9 protein-coding genes are annotated in these 16,199 nt (G+C 62.0%); 5 read left to right on the forward strand and 4 right to left on the reverse strand.

Annotated elements, in window-relative coordinates; genetic code table 11:
* Positions 1–467 precede the first annotated feature (467 nt).
* On the reverse strand, positions 468–1,706 hold the full coding sequence (locus WFM45_RS17885; protein ID WP_082997404.1) for an MFS transporter: 1,239 nt from the start codon (positions 1,704–1,706) through the stop codon (positions 468–470).
* 178 nt (positions 1,707–1,884) lie between these two features.
* On the opposite strand from WFM45_RS17885, the gene WFM45_RS17890 reads away from it, so the two are divergent.
* The 5 genes from WFM45_RS17890 (at position 1,885) to WFM45_RS17910 (ending at position 12,048) form a co-directional block, all read left to right on the forward strand.
* On the forward strand, positions 1,885–2,211 hold the full coding sequence (locus WFM45_RS17890) for a YqcC family protein (RefSeq protein ID WP_336956645.1): 327 nt from the start codon (positions 1,885–1,887) through the stop codon (positions 2,209–2,211).
* 146 nt (positions 2,212–2,357) lie between these two features.
* Positions 2,358–8,333, forward strand: coding sequence for an alpha-2-macroglobulin family protein (locus tag WFM45_RS17895; protein ID WP_336956647.1), 5,976 nt, complete (start codon positions 2,358–2,360; stop codon positions 8,331–8,333).
* A gap of 49 nt (positions 8,334–8,382) precedes the next feature.
* Positions 8,383–10,731: a penicillin-binding protein 1C gene (gene pbpC, locus WFM45_RS17900; RefSeq protein WP_336956649.1), complete on the forward strand. Its 2,349-nt coding sequence runs from the start codon at positions 8,383–8,385 to the stop codon at positions 10,729–10,731.
* A gap of 60 nt (positions 10,732–10,791) precedes the next feature.
* Positions 10,792–11,562, forward strand: coding sequence for a tRNA pseudouridine(65) synthase TruC (gene truC, locus WFM45_RS17905; RefSeq protein WP_033633590.1), 771 nt, complete (start codon positions 10,792–10,794; stop codon positions 11,560–11,562).
* A 33-nt stretch (positions 11,563–11,595) separates the two neighbouring features.
* Positions 11,596–12,048 (forward strand): flavodoxin, encoded by a 453-nt coding sequence (locus WFM45_RS17910; protein WP_016929894.1) that lies wholly within the window; start codon positions 11,596–11,598, stop codon positions 12,046–12,048.
* A 57-nt stretch (positions 12,049–12,105) separates the two neighbouring features.
* Here the strand turns inward: WFM45_RS17910 and WFM45_RS17915 are convergent, their stop codons facing one another.
* From WFM45_RS17915 to glnD, 3 genes are all read right to left on the reverse strand, one after another.
* On the reverse strand, positions 12,106–12,495 hold the full coding sequence (locus tag WFM45_RS17915) for a DUF3461 family protein (RefSeq protein WP_004931929.1): 390 nt from the start codon (positions 12,493–12,495) through the stop codon (positions 12,106–12,108).
* 129 nt (positions 12,496–12,624) lie between these two features.
* Positions 12,625–13,449: a 2,3,4,5-tetrahydropyridine-2,6-dicarboxylate N-succinyltransferase gene (dapD, locus tag WFM45_RS17920; RefSeq protein WP_004931932.1), complete on the reverse strand. Its 825-nt coding sequence runs from the start codon at positions 13,447–13,449 to the stop codon at positions 12,625–12,627.
* A gap of 42 nt (positions 13,450–13,491) precedes the next feature.
* Positions 13,492–16,146, reverse strand: coding sequence for a bifunctional uridylyltransferase/uridylyl-removing protein GlnD (gene glnD / locus WFM45_RS17925; RefSeq protein ID WP_085337214.1), 2,655 nt, complete (start codon positions 16,144–16,146; stop codon positions 13,492–13,494).
* Positions 16,147–16,199 lie beyond the last annotated feature (53 nt).

Below are 16,199 nucleotides of genomic sequence, written 5' to 3' on the forward strand. Positions count from 1 at the left end.
TTAGTCTTAATTTAGTGTGAGACACCTCTCAAACCCTTGTGATTCCGGGAAATTTGAGCGATCTTATCATTACCGGCACGGACCCGGCGGAGCAGGAAAGCATCAGGATGATGCAGCTTCAGGAAGAAGAAAGGGATGCGCTCAGGCAAGAGCGAGGGATGGCGTCAGGAGATGCCCAGGATGTTTCAGGATAGAAACCAGGGACACCTCCAGGACGGAGATTGAGAGCCGGCACCGGATTGTCGGCGGGTCAGGAAGGCTGAGGAACCGCGTCAGGACGATGCTGCAGGATGATGCAAGGACCACTTGGTCAGGATGGCCGCAGGAAAAGTTTTCAAGGATTGAGCAGGGAGCACGCTGTGTAGCGGGATAGCTATAAAACGAACCGGGGGCACTGTTAACGCAGTGCCCCCAACTTTTTGTTCTATCCCGTCGCGCGTGCTTCTCTGCTTAATCCATCGCCAGCGTTAACCAATAGCGCCCAGCGTATCGCCTGAGCCCTGTTTTTTCGGCAGCAGGAACAGCGTGGCATAGATATCCAGCAGGTAAATCGCCGCCAGCAGGCTGATAGCGGCGGTGAACGACACCTGCGTCACCAGCGCGCCGATCACCAATGGCCCCAGGCCGCCGACACCGCGCCCGAGATTGAACAGGATGTTTTGCGCGGTGGCGCGCGCCTGTACCGGGTAAGTATCGGAAATCAACGCGCCGTAGCCGCCTATCATGCCGTTAACGAACATGCCCATCACGGCGCCGGCGAACAACATCAGCATCGGGTCGCTCAACTGGGCGTAGCCGATCACCATCACCACCGCGCCGACCTGATACAGCACGAAAATCTTCCAGCGGGCGAAGCGGTCGGCCAGCACGCCAAACAGCCAGATGCCGAACGTCATGCCCACGACCGTCACCGCCGTCCACAGGCCGGACTTGGTGAGCGAGAAACCAAAGTTTTTCGCCAGGTAAGTCGGCATCCAGATCATCAGCCCGTAGTAACCGAAGTTCTGCACCGAACAGAGAATGAAGATGCCGATGCTGGCCTTGCCGGTGGCGCGATCCTTAAACAGCAGGCGCAAACGCTGCAGGAAGGAAAGCGGCTGCCCGGCGTCTTTCTGCCGCACGAATTCCTCCGGTTCGCCCAGCGTGCGGCGGATCAGAAATGACGCCAGCGCCGGCAGCAGGCCGACCAGGAACATGCCGCGCCAGCCGATGTGTTCCAGCAGCAGCGGCGTCAGGAAAGCGGCCGCCAGCACCCCCAACTGCCAGCCCATGCCGACGTAAGCCGAAGCGCGATTGCGTTTCTCCGCCGGCCAGGCCTCGGCGATCAGCGCCATGCCGATGCCGAACTCGCCACCCAGCCCGATGCCCGCCAGGGTGCGATAGGCCAACAGATCCCAATAGCCTTGCGCCACGGCGCACAGGCCGGTGAACAGGGAAAACATCAGGATGGTGATAGTCAGCACCCGGATGCGGCCGAAGCGATCGCTGAGATGGCCGAAGATCACGCCGCCCAGCACCGCGCCGATCAGCGTCCAGGTGACCAGCGAACCGGCGGCCGATGAGGATAATCCCAATTCGATGCTGATGGCCGGCAGCATAAAGCCGAGGATCAGCAGGTCAAACCCGTCCATGGCATAACCGGTGACCGAGGCCAACATGGCCTTACCGGGCGTCGCGTGGTTTTTTTTCTCTGTTATTACGGACATGAATCTTTATCTGTGTGGTGAATTCGGTGGGCCTATTGTGCCGCGCGACGGCGAACGTCACCAGATAAAAACGGCGAGCTGTCTCAGGCGCGCCGAATTTGGGCTATAAAAATGCTATGCTTTGCCGCCTTTCAGCCAGAGCGCTGAATACCATGATGAAAAGAGATCGGGAATGCAGATGAGTATACATAACCAGGTGCGCCGCAGTTTGCAGGCGATTGAACAATCCATGCGCGATCTGGCGCTGTGGCAGGCCACGCCCCCTGAGCATGAGGCTTTCTCCAGCACCGAGCCGTTCTGCATCGACAGCATGTCGGCCGAAGCCTGGCTGCAGTGGGTGTTCTTGCCGCGCATGTATGCGTTGTTGGACGCCGAGGCGCCGTTGCCGACGCGCTTCGCCATCACGCCTTATTTCGAAGAGGCGTTGAAAGATCGTGAACCGAGCAGTCTGCCGCTGCTGGTGCTGCTGCAACAGCTGGATTTGATGTTGAATAAAGAGCCTTAATGCGCCGGCGGCGCGCAGATTTTTGCCGCCCGGCAGTGTAGAGTACTCGCGCGGATGCCGGGCAGGAGAGCCGACGGCGTCTTTCGGCTCGGTTTAACCGCGGCGGTTGACCGGGAGCTGCATTAGGATGATGAGGTGCTGCAATAATGGATTTATTAAGGTTTATCCTGCGTTTGCCTTTTACCCTGGTTAAGGGCGTTTGTCGCCTGCTGGGCGGGGCGTTGTCGCTGTTGGGGCGGTTGCTGAGACCGCTGGTCGGCAACCTCAGCTGGCGTGCGCCGGCCTGGTGGGCTGCGCTGCCGCGCGGTTTTTTGCGGCTGGAAAGCGGCGTGGATAAACACCCGAAAGCGGTCGGTCTGAGCCTGCTGCTGCTGGCAGGCGTTGCGGGCGGCGCATTTTACGGTTGGCACTGGTGGCAAAACCGGCCCCAACCGATTGAACCTGCGCCGATGGTGGTTCAGGAGATCAACGCCGAGTTGTCCAACCCCGAGCCGATAGACTACGCCGCCGCCCGGCAGGCGCCGCAAACGGTGAGCCTGACCTTCAGCGGCTCGGCTGCGCCGATAACCGCGGCGGGCAAAACCGTGAGCGCCGGCATCACTCTGAAACCGTCGGCGGAAGGGCAGTGGGCATGGAGCAATGAGTCGACACTGGTGTTCACGGCGAAAAAGCCGCTGCCGATGGGCGCGAAATATGAGGTGACCCTTGAACCCGCCACCTTGCTGGCGCCGCAGGTCAAGCTAGTCAAAACCCGTTATGCCTTCACCGTGCCCGCGTTCGATTACCGCCTGGGGCAGGCCGAGTATTACCGCGATCCGCAAAATGCGCAAAAACGCAGCGCGATCTTCAATTTGCAGTTCAACGCGCCGGTTGACGTCGGCAGCTTTGAAAAACAGATTTCGCTGGGATTGAAAGAAGGCAGCGCCACCTCCGAGAAAAAGCTGAATTTCTCTCTGGTCTATGACGAGAAAAAACTGAACGCCTGGGTGCATTCCGAGCCGCTGCAGGCGCTGGATCAGGGCGGGGCAGTGCATCTGACCGTCGGCAAGGGCGTTAAATCGACGGCGGCCGGCAATGCGGTCGAAGAGGCGAAAAGCAACTGGGTCAAAGTACCGACGCTGTACAGCCTGGCGCTGAGCGACGCCAGCGCCCAGGTGGTGGATACCGACGGCGGCCAAGGGCAGCGTGCCCTGGTGGTCGGTTTCAGCGATGCGGTGAAGGATAAAGAGCTGGCGCGGGCCGCGAAAGCCTGGCTGCTGCCGCAGCACGATCCGAGCGATGCCGAGGCCGCCGACGATGCCGACGATTTCTATCAATGGACGGTCGACAGCGTCGGTAAAAACGTGCTGGCGCAGGCGACGCCGCTGCCGTTGACGCTTAACGAGGCGGAAGAGGCTTACCAACCGCAGTTCAGCTTCCGTTTCGACGCCCCGGCGCACCGCTTTGTGCTGCTCGAGATCGATAACCAGCTGGTTTCCGCCGGCGGTTACAAAATGCCGAAGAAGGTTTACCGCGTGGTCGAAGTGCCGGAGTTCCCGAAATCGCTGCAGTTCATGTCGCAGGGCTCCCTGCTGTCGGTCAACGGCGACAAGCAGATCAGCGTGGCGGCGCGCAACGTGGCGGGCCTGCGGCTGGACATCAAGCGGGTGATCCCGAGCCAGCTGCAGCACATCGTCTCCTTCAAAAGCCGGGAATACTCCTCCACGGAATTTAACCGGCTCAACGACGAATATTTCACCGAGCATTTCAAATACCAGACGGCGCTCAACAACGAGCGGCCGGGGGAAGTGAACTATCAGGGCATCGATCTTTCCCGCTATCTCTCCACCAACGCCAGTTCCCATCGCGGGGTGTTCCTGCTGACGCTGTCTGAATGGCAGCCGAACCGAAAACCGGCGGCGGAAGAGGCGGGCGCCGAGCAGGATCAGGAACAGGACGAGAGCGAAGGGGAAGAACAGCCCGACGTCGGCGATTCGCGCTTTGTGGTGGTGACCGATCTGGGCATCGTCGCCAAGAGCTCGCAGGACAAGACGCGCGACGTCTTTGTGCAGTCGATCCAAAGCGGCGCGCCGGTCAGCGGCGCCACCGTGTCGGTGGTGGCCAAAAACGGCGTGACGCTGCTCAGCCAAACCACCGGCGCCGATGGTCACGTGCGTTTCCCGGCGCTGGATGTCTACACCAACGAGCGCCAGCCGGTGATGTTCCTGGTGGAGAAAGAAGGGGATGTCTCCTTCCTGCCAACCGGCAGCTATAACGATCGCGGGCTGGATTTCTCGCGCTTCGACGTTGCCGGTGAACAAACGCCGACCGATCCGCGCACGCTCAGCAGCTACCTGTTCTCCGATCGCGGCGTTTATCGGCCGGGGGATACCTTTAACATCGGCCTGATCACCCGCGCCGCCGACTGGGGCGTTGGCCTGGCCGGCGTGCCGGTGCGCGCCGAAATCCGCGATCCGCGCGACAAGCTGATGTCCACCGTGCCGCTGACGCTGGGCGCCAGCGGTTTCAACGAGCTGAGCTATACCACCGATGAAAATTCGCCTACCGGCGAGTGGAACGTCTATCTGTATCTGATCGGCAAAAACAACGACACCTCCACGCTGCTCGGCCATACCGCAGTCAATGTGAAGGAGTTCGAACCGGATCAGCTGAAAGTGAAGCTGGCGTTGACGCCGGACCGCCAGCAAGGCTGGGTAAAACCGTCCGAGCTGAAGGCCAGCATCGATGTGCAGAACCTGTTCGGCACCCCGGCGCAGGATCGCCGCGTGACCTCCAGGCTGACGCTGCGGCCGATGTATCCGAGCTTCGATCGCTTCCCGGATTATGCGTTCTATGAAAACCGACAAAACAGCGACGGGTTCGAGACCGAGCTGGAAGATCGCACCACCGATGAGCACGGCGCGGCCGATATTCCGCTCGATCTGAAATCCTACGCCGACGCCACCTATCAGCTGCAATTGCTGTCGGAGGCGTTCGTCGCCGGCGGCGGGCGCTCGGTGGCGGCTACCGCCCGCACGCTGGTTTCCCCTTACGATTACCTGATCGGCGTGAAGGCCGACGGCGATCTGGGCTACATCAACCGCGACGCGGAGCGGCATCTGAACGTGATCGCCATCGATCCGGCCCTGAAACAGATCGCCATGCCGAACCTGAAGCAGGTGTTGATCGAGCAGAAATACATTTCGGTGCTGACCAAACAGGATTCGGGCGTTTACAAATACCAGTCGAAGATGAAGGAAGTGCAGCTGTCGGAACAGCCGCTGGCGCTGAGCGAGCAGGGCGCGGATCTGAGGCTGGCGACCGATAAGCCTGGCGACTTCGTGCTGGTGATTGAAGATGCGCAGGGCAAGACGCTCAATCGCGTCGCCTACAGCGTGGCCGGCAACGCCAACCTGAGCCGTTCGCTGGATCGCAATGCCGAACTGAAGCTGAAACTCAACCACGCGGAATACCTGCCCGGCGAAGAGATCGAGGTGGCGATCAACGCGCCTTATACCGGCAGCGGCTTGATCACCATTGAAAAGGACAAGGTTTACGCCTGGCAGTGGTTCCACACCGATACCACCAGCTCGGTGCAGACGATCCGCGTGCCAGCCGGCATGGAGGGCAACGGCTACATCAACGTGCAGTTCGTGCGCGACATCAACTCCAGCGAGATCTTCATGAGCCCGCTGAGCTACGGCGTGATGCCGTTCAAGATCAGCACCCAGGCGCGCCAAAACAGCCTCGAGGTGACAGCGCCGGAGATCATCAAGCCGGGTGAAAATCTGACGATGACGGTCAAGACCGATGCGCCGCAGCAGGTGGCGCTGTTCGCCGTCGATGAGGGCATTCTGCAGGTGGCGCGTTACCGCCTGAAGGATCCGCTGGAGTTCTTCTTCAGCAAGCGCGAACTGAACGTGAGCAGCTCGCAGATCCTCGATCTGATCCTGCCGGAATTCAGCAAGCTGATGGCGCTGACCGCGGCGCCGGGCGGCGATGCGGGCGAAGGGCTGGATCTCAACCTCAACCCGTTCAAACGCAAGCGCGACAAGCCGGTGGCCTATTGGTCCGGCATTACCGAAGTCAGCGGCGAGAAACAGTTCGTCTACCCGGTGCCGGATTACTTCAACGGCAAGATCCGCGTCATGGCGATTTCGGTGACGCCGGAAAAAATCGGCAAGGCGCAAACCGCCGCCACGGTGCGCGACAGCTTTATCATGACGCCGAACGTGCCGGCGATGGTGGCGCCGGGCGATGAGTTCGACGTCAGCGTGGGCGTCAGCAACAACCTCGAAGGGCTGAACGGCCTGTCGGTGGCCATCAACGTCCTGCTGACGCCGCCGCCGCAGTTGGAGGTGGTGGGCAACGCGACGCAAAGCCTGACGCTGGCGGAAAAACGCGAAGGCGTTATCACCTTCCGCCTGCGCGCCAAAGCCGTGCTGGGCGATGCGCCGCTGGTGTTCGACGCCCGTTACGGCGACCAGGCCAGCCGCCGCACCGTCAGCACCTCGGTGCGGCCGGCGGCGCCGTACCGCACCCAGTCGGTGATGGGGCGCATGAGCGGCGGCAGCCAAAACGTCGACGGTCTGCGCCAGATGTTCGACGCTTTCGCGCAACGCCGGGCGGCGGTGTCGAATTCGCCGTTGGTGCTGACCAGCGGGCTGGCGCAATACCTGGCGGATTACCCGTATTACTGTTCCGAGCAGATCGTCAGCCGCTCCATTCCGCTGATGCTGCAGAGCCGTCATCCGGAGATGAAAAGCAGCCTGAGCCAGGCGGAAGTCAGCAAGCAGCTGCGCAATCTGCTGGGCGTGCTGCGCGCCCGTCAGAACGACAGCGGGGCGATCGGCGCCTGGCGTTCGTCGCCGGATGCCGATCCTTTCGTCACGCCTTATGTGGTGCAGTATCTGCTCGAAGCCAAAGCGGCGGGCTACGCCCTGCCGGAAGGCATGCTGGACGAGGCCAACGGCGCATTGCGCGAGCTGGCGGCCAGCGGATTCGACGATCTGTATCTGCTGCGCCTGCGCAGCTGGGCGGCTTACCTGCTGACGCTGCAGGGCGAAGTGACCACCAACTCGCTGGCGGCGGTGCAGGATACGCTGCAAAAACGCTATGGCGAGGGGTGGAAAACCGATCTGAGCGCGCTGTATCTGGCCTCTTCCTATCGCCTGTTGAAGATGGACGACGAAGCCGCCGCGCTGCTGCAACCGAGCTGGCAGCAACTGAGCAAGGCGTATGACAGCGCCTGGTGGACGCAGAACTATTTCGATCCGCTGGTGCAGGATGCGACGCGGCTGTATTTGATTACCCGTCACTTCCCGGAGAAGGTGGCGTCGATTCCGCCGCAGGTGCTGGAGAATATGGTCAAGGCACTGAAAGAAGAGCGTTACACCACCTACTCCTCTGCAATGAGCATCCTGGCGCTGGAAAGCTATTCGGCCCAGGTGGCGGCGCAATCCGCCAATGCGGACGCGTTAGGCATCGTGCAGGTGGGCAAAAGCGACGGCGACCCGCAGCGCATCAGCGAGCTGCAAGGGTTGTTCGTGCAGGGGCAGTTTAACGCCGATGCCACCGCGGTGCGCTTCACCAACGGCGGCAGCGCGCCGGCCTGGTATGTGGTGACGCAGGCCGGTTACGATCTGAATGCGCCGCAAAAAGCGCTGTCGCGCGGAATTGAGATCGTCCGCGATTACACCGACGAACAGGGCAAGCCGGTCACGCAGGTGACGCTGGGGCAGAAGATCAACGTCCATCTGAAGGTGCGCGCCAACTCGAAAGAGGGGCAGAGCAACCTGGCGATCGTCGATCTGCTGCCGGGCGGGTTCGAAGTGGTGCAGCAGACGCCGCCGGAGCCGGCCGACGCCGGCGAGGAGAGCGACGAGCGCGGCGGCTGGCAGTCGCCGCTGGCCGCCTCCGGCTCAACCTGGGCGCCGGACTACAGCGATATCCGTGAAGATCGGGTGATCATCTACGGTAGCGCTGGCACCGAAGTGCAGGAGTTCGTTTATCAAATCAAGGCCACCAATACCGGCAGCTTTATTATTCCACCGGCCTACGGCGAAGCCATGTACGACCGTGAAGTGCAGGCCATGTCGGTCGGCGGCGGCAAGCTGGCGGTGGTGCCGGCGGGCAACGACTAGACCATATCCGGCGCCAGGCCAGCGTCTGGCGCCGGAATGCTGAGAACGTATGAAGATCCTGACCGGGCGCGTGCTGCAAAACGGTTTGATGGCGGTGTTTTTACTGGCGCTGCTGTTGGCCGCGATTCGGCTGTGGCCGCATCCGCCCTTGTGGCAGGGGCTGCCGCAGTCTTCCGTTTATTACGACAGGCACGGCGCGCTGCTGCGCATTACGCTGGCCAACGACGATCGCTACCGGCTGTGGACCCCGCTGGAGCAAGTGTCGCCGCTGGCGGTGCGCGGGTTGCTGCTGCACGAAGACCGCTGGTTCTACTATAACCCCGGTTTTAACCCCGTCAGCCTGATGCGCGGTTTCTGGCGCAGCTATGTCGCCGGCGGCAAAATGCAGGGCGGATCGACCATCAGCATGCAGCTGGCGCGCATGCGCTGGCATCTCAATACCCGCACGCCGGGCGGCAAGGTGTTACAGGTGCTGCGCGCGGTGCAGCTGGAACTGAGCTACTCCAAGCGCGATATCCTGGAAGCCTATCTGAATTACGCGCCCTACGGCCGCAACATTGAAAGCATCGGCGCCGCCAGCCTGATCTATTTCGCCAAGTCGCCGAAGGATTTGACCCTGCCGGAGGCGCTGACGCTGGCGGTGTTGCCGCAGTCGCCCAGCTACCGTCTGGAGCCGAAAACCGGCGTGCTCGGCGCCGCATTGACGCAGGCGCGCAACCGTCTGTTCCTGCGCTGGCAACAGGTTTACCCCACCGACGCCAGCCAGCAGACGCTGTTTCGTCTGCCGTTGGCGCTGCGGCAGCCTGAACAAGTGCCCTATATCGCGCCGCACTTTATCGAACAGCTGCGCCTGCAGACGCAGCAACTGGTGCAGCGCGATACCCGCGTCGACACCACGCTGGACGCCGGGCTGCAGCGGCTGGTCGAACGACAGGTCAACGCCTTTATCGCCCGCAACCGCAGCCGCGGCATCCAAAACGCCGCGGTGCTGCTGGTGGACAGCCGCGATATGGGGGTGCGCGCGCTGGTGGGATCGGCGGACTATTACAGCCGTCCGATTCAGGGGCAGGTGAACGGCACCAACGCCAAGCGTTCGCCGGGATCGACGCTGAAGCCGTTCATCTACGCGCTGGGCATGGAGCAGGGCGTGCTGCATCCGATGACCATTCTTAAAGACGTGCCTTCGTCGTTCGGCGCCTATGCGCCGGAAAACTTCGATCGGCGCTTTCTCGGCCCGGTGACCGCCACCGACGCGTTAAATTTCAGCCGCAATATTCCGGCGGTCTATGTCGCCTCGCAGCTGCGTCAGCCAACCTTTTATCAGTTCTTGCGCCTGACCGGCGTCGCCAATATGGCCAACGAGAGCCACTACGGACTGTCGCTGGTGTTGGGCGGCGGCGAGGTAACGGCGCAGGAATTGGCGAAGCTGTATGCGCTGCTGGCGAACCGCGGCGAGCTGCGGCCGCTTCGCATGCAGCTGAACCAGGCCGAATCGACGCCGGTACGGCTGCTGAGCGAGGAGGCCAGTTTCATCACGCTGGATATGCTGCGCCAGCACCGGCGGCCGGGCGATACGCTGGCGCAGCGTTCTTCGTCGCTGCCGGTGTACTGGAAGACCGGCACCTCATGGGGCTTTCGCGACGCCTGGAGCGTCGGGATTTTCGGCCCTTATGTGCTGGTGGTGTGGGAAGGCAACTTCGACGGGCGCGGCAACAATGCGTTGGTCGGCGCCGAGGCGGCCGCGCCGCTGTTCTTCAACATCATCGACAGCGTCAACGCCAGCTATCCCGGCCTGCGAGAACCGAAGCACCCGTTCCCCAAACGGCTGCGGCGGGTGGACATTTGTCTCGCCAGCGGCGATCTGCCGACGCCGTGGTGCCAGCAAAAGGGCAAGACCTGGTTCATTCCCGGCAAGTCGCCGATCAAGGTCGACAGCGTTTACCGGCCGGTGGTGCTGGATATTCACAGCGGTGAGGTCGTTTGCCCGCCGTATGATGCGGCGCAGACCCGCACCGAAATCTTTGAGTTCTGGCCTTCCGATCTGGCCAATGTGTTCGCTCAGGCCGGGTTGCCGAAGCGGGCGCCGCCGATCAATCGCTGCAAGGACAACGGCATCGCCGTCGGCGGCAGCGCGCCGCGCATCACTTCACCGCTGAAAAACACCACCTATACCCTGCGCCAGTCGCAGCAGGGACGGGACAAAATCGCCTTCAATGCGGTGACGGACGCCGACAGCAAGACGGTGTACTGGTTCGTCGACGATATCTATCTCGGCAGCAGCGCCAGCAAAAAGCCGATCGACTGGCGGCCTATCGACAACGGGCGCTACCGCATTCGGGCGGTGGACGAGCGCGGCCGCGCCGATACGCGGCTGGTGACCATCGAATGGGTGAACTAGCGTTGCGTCTCATGCCTGTTATACTCGCGCCCGAAACGGCTATTGACCTGGGAACGTGATGTGATTGAGATTTTGTATCAGGATGAACACCTGGTGGCGGTGAACAAGCCGTCGGGTTGGTTGGTGCACCGCAGTTGGCTGGATCGTCATGAAACCCGCTTTATGATGCAGACGGTGCGCGATCAGCTCGGGCAGCACGTTTTTACTGTGCACCGTCTCGATCGTCCGACCTCCGGCGTGCTGCTGATGGCGCTGTCCAGCGAGGTGGCGCGCCTGCTGTCGCAGCAGTTCGAACAACATCAGGTGCAGAAAACCTACCATGCGGTGGTGCGGGGTTACGTGCAGGAGGGGGCGACCCTCGATTATCCGCTGACGGCGGAGCTGGACAAAATCGCCGATAAACATGCCGATGCCGATAAGGGGCCGCAGCCGGCGGTAACGCATTACCGGCCGTTGGCGCAGGTGGAGATGCCGGTGGCCGTCGGCCGCTACGACAGCGCACGGTACAGCCTGGTGGAACTGCAGCCGGAAACCGGCCGCAAACATCAGCTGCGGCGCCATATGGCGCACCTGCGCCATCCGATCATCGGCGACAGTAAGCACGGCGATCTGCGGCAGAACCGCGGGATGGCGCAGCATTTCGGCTGCCCGCGCCTGATGCTGCACGCCAGCCATCTGCAGCTGACGCACCCGGTGACCGGCGAGCCGCTGCAGGTGACGGCGCGCTGGGACGAAGCCTGGCAAGGGGTGATGGCGCAGTTCGGCTGGGCGGGGGTATTCCCTGAACTTGCCGGGGTTGAGTTTAGCGCGGCTAACGGTCAGGATAGCTGACAATTTTTAAAGGTAATGAAGGGAGTAGGAGCCATGGCTCAGGTTGGTATCTTCGTGGGAACGGTCTACGGCAATTCGCTGCTGGTGGCGGAAGAGGCGCAAAATATCCTCAGCGAGCAGGGCCATGAGGTCAAACTGTTCGAAGAGGGCACGCTGGAGGCCTGGCAGTATTATCGTCAGCACTACGCGCTGGTGATCACCTCCACCACCGGGCAGGGCGATCTGCCGGACAGCATCGCGCCGCTGTTCCACGCTATCCGCGATCAGGTTGGCTATCAGCCGGAGCTGCGCTATGGGCTGATCGCCCTCGGCGACAGCAGCTATGACAACTTCTGCGGCGCCGGGCGCGCGTTCGACGCGCTGCTGCAGGAGCAGGGCGCCACCCGCGTTGGCGAAGTGCTGGAGATCGATGCGATGGAACAGCCGGAACCGGAAGTGGCCGCCTGCCCGTGGGTCGAGCAGTGGGGCACGCTGCTGCAATCGTAAAGTAAAAAGGCGCCGCAAAAGGGCGCCTTGGCGATGATGCGGGTCAACCGATCCGCATTATTTGCCGCGGGTGAGTTTTTCCAGATCGGCTTCGATCTCGGCAATCTTGTGCGACACTACGCCTTCGAGATGGCGCAGGTCGTCGAGGATTTTACGCTTCAGATCCACTTCCACCTGATCGCGCTGGCACAGCTGATCCAGCTCGTCGATCACGTAACGCAGGTTCGGGTTGATCTCGTGAATTTCCTTGTAGCCCTGGCCGGCGTTGTCCGCCACCACGGTTTTACGCTGGCGCGGATACTTGAACTTCACGCTCTTGGCGAAGAACTCGCCCTTGTCCTTGCGGAAATAGATCTTGAGGATGTCGTTGTTCGCCTCTTGACGCAGGCTATAGCGATCGACGTCTTCCGGTTGATTGATGCCCAAACTCTTCAAGTTATCGTACATACTGCGCCCTCTTTAGATGTGATCGTTATATTCCACGACTGCGATTATGGCGGAAAGCGAGATCTGCGACTGTGACTGCCAGCGAAACGCAGACAAAAAAATAGCGGGTGAATCACCCGCTATTTCAATTTAGTCGATAGTGCGCAATAACTCATTAATGCCGACTTTACCGCGCGTTTTGGCGTCGACCTTCTTGACGATCACCGCGCAGTACAGGCTGTAAGAACCGTCTTTCGACGGCAGGTTGCCGGAAACCACCACTGAACCCGCCGGCACGCGGCCGTAATGGATTTCGCCGGTCTCGCGGTCATAGATGCGGGTGCTCTGGCCGAGGTAGACGCCCATTGAAATCACCGAACCTTCTTCCACGATCACGCCTTCTACCACTTCGGAGCGCGCGCCGATAAAGCAGTTGTCTTCGATGATGGTCGGGTTGGCCTGCAGCGGCTCCAGCACGCCGCCGATGCCGACGCCGCCGGACAGGTGAACGTTTTTGCCGATCTGCGCGCAAGAACCGACGGTGGCCCAGGTGTCGACCATGGTGCCTTCGTCGACGTAGGCGCCGATGTTAACGTAAGACGGCATCAGCACGGTGTTGCGCGCGATGAACGCGCCCTGGCGCACGGTGGCCGGCGGCACGACGCGGAAGCCTTCCTTCTGGAAGCGCGCTTCGTCGTAGTCGGCGAATTTCATCGGCACTTTGTCGTAGTAGCGGGTTTCCGCGCCGTCCATCACCTTGTTGTCGTTGATGCGGAAAGAGAGCAGCACGGCTTTCTTCAGCCACTGATGGGTGACCCATTGACCGTCGATCTTCTCGGCGACGCGCAGGGCGCCGCTGTCCAGCAGGCCGATCACCTGGTTTACCGCTTCGCGCGTTACGGTGTCTACGTTCGCCGGAGTGATGTCCGCACGGCGTTCGAAGGCGCTTTCAATAACGTTCTGTAATTGCTGCATGCTGTTCTCTTTCCTGATGTTGTCGGTAAAAAGTTACTTGTATCACATTTTATCGTTTGGGGTGAGGGCCTCTGTCAACCGTTGCTCCAACTTTCTGCGCGTTTCTTGGTCGAGCGCGCGCCGCTCGCCGTCGGCCAGGATAAACAAATCCTCGACCCGCTCGCCGATGGTGGAAATGCGCGCGCCGTGCAGCGACAGCCCCAGATCGGCGAACACTTCGCCCACCCGCGCCAGCAGGCCGGGTTGATCGAGTGCGGTCAGCTCCAGGTAGCTGCGGCGATCGGTGTGGGTCGGCAGGAAGGTGACCTCGGTCGGCACGCTGAAGTGGCGCAGCTTGGATGACGGCCGGCGCACGCGCGGCGGCTGGTACTCCCGCTGGGTGATGGCCTGCAACAGCGCCTGGCGGATCGCCGCGTGGCGATCCTGCGCCAGCGGGCTGCCGTCCGGCTCCAGCACGATAAAGGTGTCCATCGCCATACCGTCGCGGTTGGTGAAGATCTGCGCGTCGTGCACGCTCAGGTTGCGGCGATCCATCTCTCCGGCGACGGCGGCGAACAGGTAAGGGCGATCCGGGCTCCAGATGAAGATCTCGGTGCCGCCGCGCGTCGCCTGGCGGCTGACCAGCACCAGCGGCTGGGTGGAGTCGTGGGCCAGCAGGTGGCGGGCATGCCAGGCCAGCTGATTCGGCGAGTGGCGCAGGAAGTAATCGGCGCGGCAGCGGCTCCAGATGCGGTGCAGCGCCTCTTCGTCAATGTTGTCCATGCGCAGCAGCGCCAGCGCCTGCAGGCGATGGTGGCGCACGCGTTCGCGCAGATCCGGGCTGTTTTGCATGCCGCGGCGCAGCTGTTTTTCGGTGGCGAAATACAGCTCGCGCAACAGGCTCTGCTTCCAGCTGTTCCACAGGGTTTCGTTGGTGGCGCAGATATCCGCCACCGTCAGGCACACCAGATAGCGCAGGCGGGTTTCGCTCTGCACTTCGCTGCTGAACTGCTGGATCACCGTCGGATCCTGAATATCGCGGCGCTGCGCGGTGACCGACATCAGCAGGTGGCAGCGCACCAGCCAGGCCACCAGCTGGGTTTCGCGCGAGTTGAGGCCGTGCAGTTCGGCGAACTCCACCACGTCTTCCGCGCCAAGGATCGAGTGATCGCCGCCGCGCCCTTTGGCGATGTCGTGGAATAAGGCCGCCAGCAGCAGCAGTTCCGGGTGCGGCAGGCGCGGGTACAGCTCCACGCACAGCGGATGGCGCGGCCGGGTTTCAGGCTCGGCGAAACTCTCCAGCTTCTGCAGCACGCGGATGGTGTGTTCGTCGACGGTATAGGCATGGAACAGGTCGAACTGCATCTGCCCGACGATCTTGCCCCACTGCGGCATATAGGCCCACAGCACGCTGTGACGGTGCATCGGCACCAGCGCGCGCGACACCGCGCCGGGGTGGCGCAGGATGGCCATAAACAGATCGCGCGCTTCCGGGATGGTGCACAGCGGCTGTTTCAGGTGGCGGCGCGCGTGGCGCAGCTGGCGCACGGTGGTGGAGTAAATGCCTTTGATCTCGCGGTTGCGCACCATCAGGTAGAACATGCGCATGATGGCTTGCGGCTCGCGGATGAACAGCGTTTCATCGCGCAGATCGATCAGATCGCCGCGCAGCTGGAAATCGTCGTTCAGCGGGCGCGGCTTTTCGGTGGCGTCCAGCGCCAGGATGGCTTCGTCGAACAGCTGCAGCAGCATGTGGTTCAACTCGCTGACGCGGCGCGTCATGCGGTAGAAGTCTTTCATCATGCGCTCGACCGGCTCGTTGCCTTCGCCTTCATAGCGCAGCAGCTGCGCCACGCTGAGCTGACGATCGAACAGCAGACGGTTGTCGTAACGCGGCAGCACCAGATGCAGCGCGAAACGGATGCGCCACAGGAAGCTCTGGCATTCGTTCAGCTCGTTGCGTTCGGCCTGGGTGAGGAAACCGAAGCCGACCATTTCGTCCAGCGAGGTGGCGCCGAAGTGGCGACGCGCCACCCACAGCAGCGTGTGGATGTCACGCAGGCCGCCGGGGCTGCTTTTGATATCCGGTTCCAGGTTATAGCTGGTGCCGTGGTAGCGCTGATGACGCTCCTGCTGCTCGCTGATCTTGGCGTGGAAGAACTGCGGCGAAGGCCAAAAGCCGTCGCTGAAGATATGCTTTTGCATCTGCAGGAACAGCGCAACGTCGCCGCAGATCATGCGCGATTCGATCAGGTTGGTGGCCACGGTCAGATCCGCCAGCCCTTCCAGCAGACACTCTTCCAGGGTGCGCACGCTGTGGCCCACTTCCAGCTTGAGATCCCACAGCAGGGTGATGAATTCGCCGACCCGCTGCGACTGTTGCTCCGTCAGCCGGCGCTGGCTGAGCACCAGCACGTCGATATCCGACAGCGGATGCAGCTCGCCGCGGCCGTAGCCGCCGACCGCCACCAGCGCGGTTTCCGGGATATCTTCAAAGCCGTAGAACGTCCACAGCCGGCGCAGCAGGCGATCGATGAAGTCGCTGCGCGCCGCCACCAGGCTTTCGGCGCTGGATCCGGCGTTGAACGCCGCCGCCAGCCACAGCTGGAACTGCTCCAGCCGCTGTTTCAGCAGCGGGCAGGTGAGCTCGTCGTCGCCGTAGACGCTGGGAGAGGCGGGCGGCATCGGCACGGCCGGTTGAAGGAGATTGTCAGACATAGTGCGCAGCCCATAAAAAAGGCCGGCATAAGCCGGCCTGGTGACATTCTGCA

The organism is Serratia sp. KG1D (assembly GCF_037150675.1).
GTDB lineage: Bacteria > Pseudomonadota > Gammaproteobacteria > Enterobacterales > Enterobacteriaceae > Serratia > Serratia nematodiphila.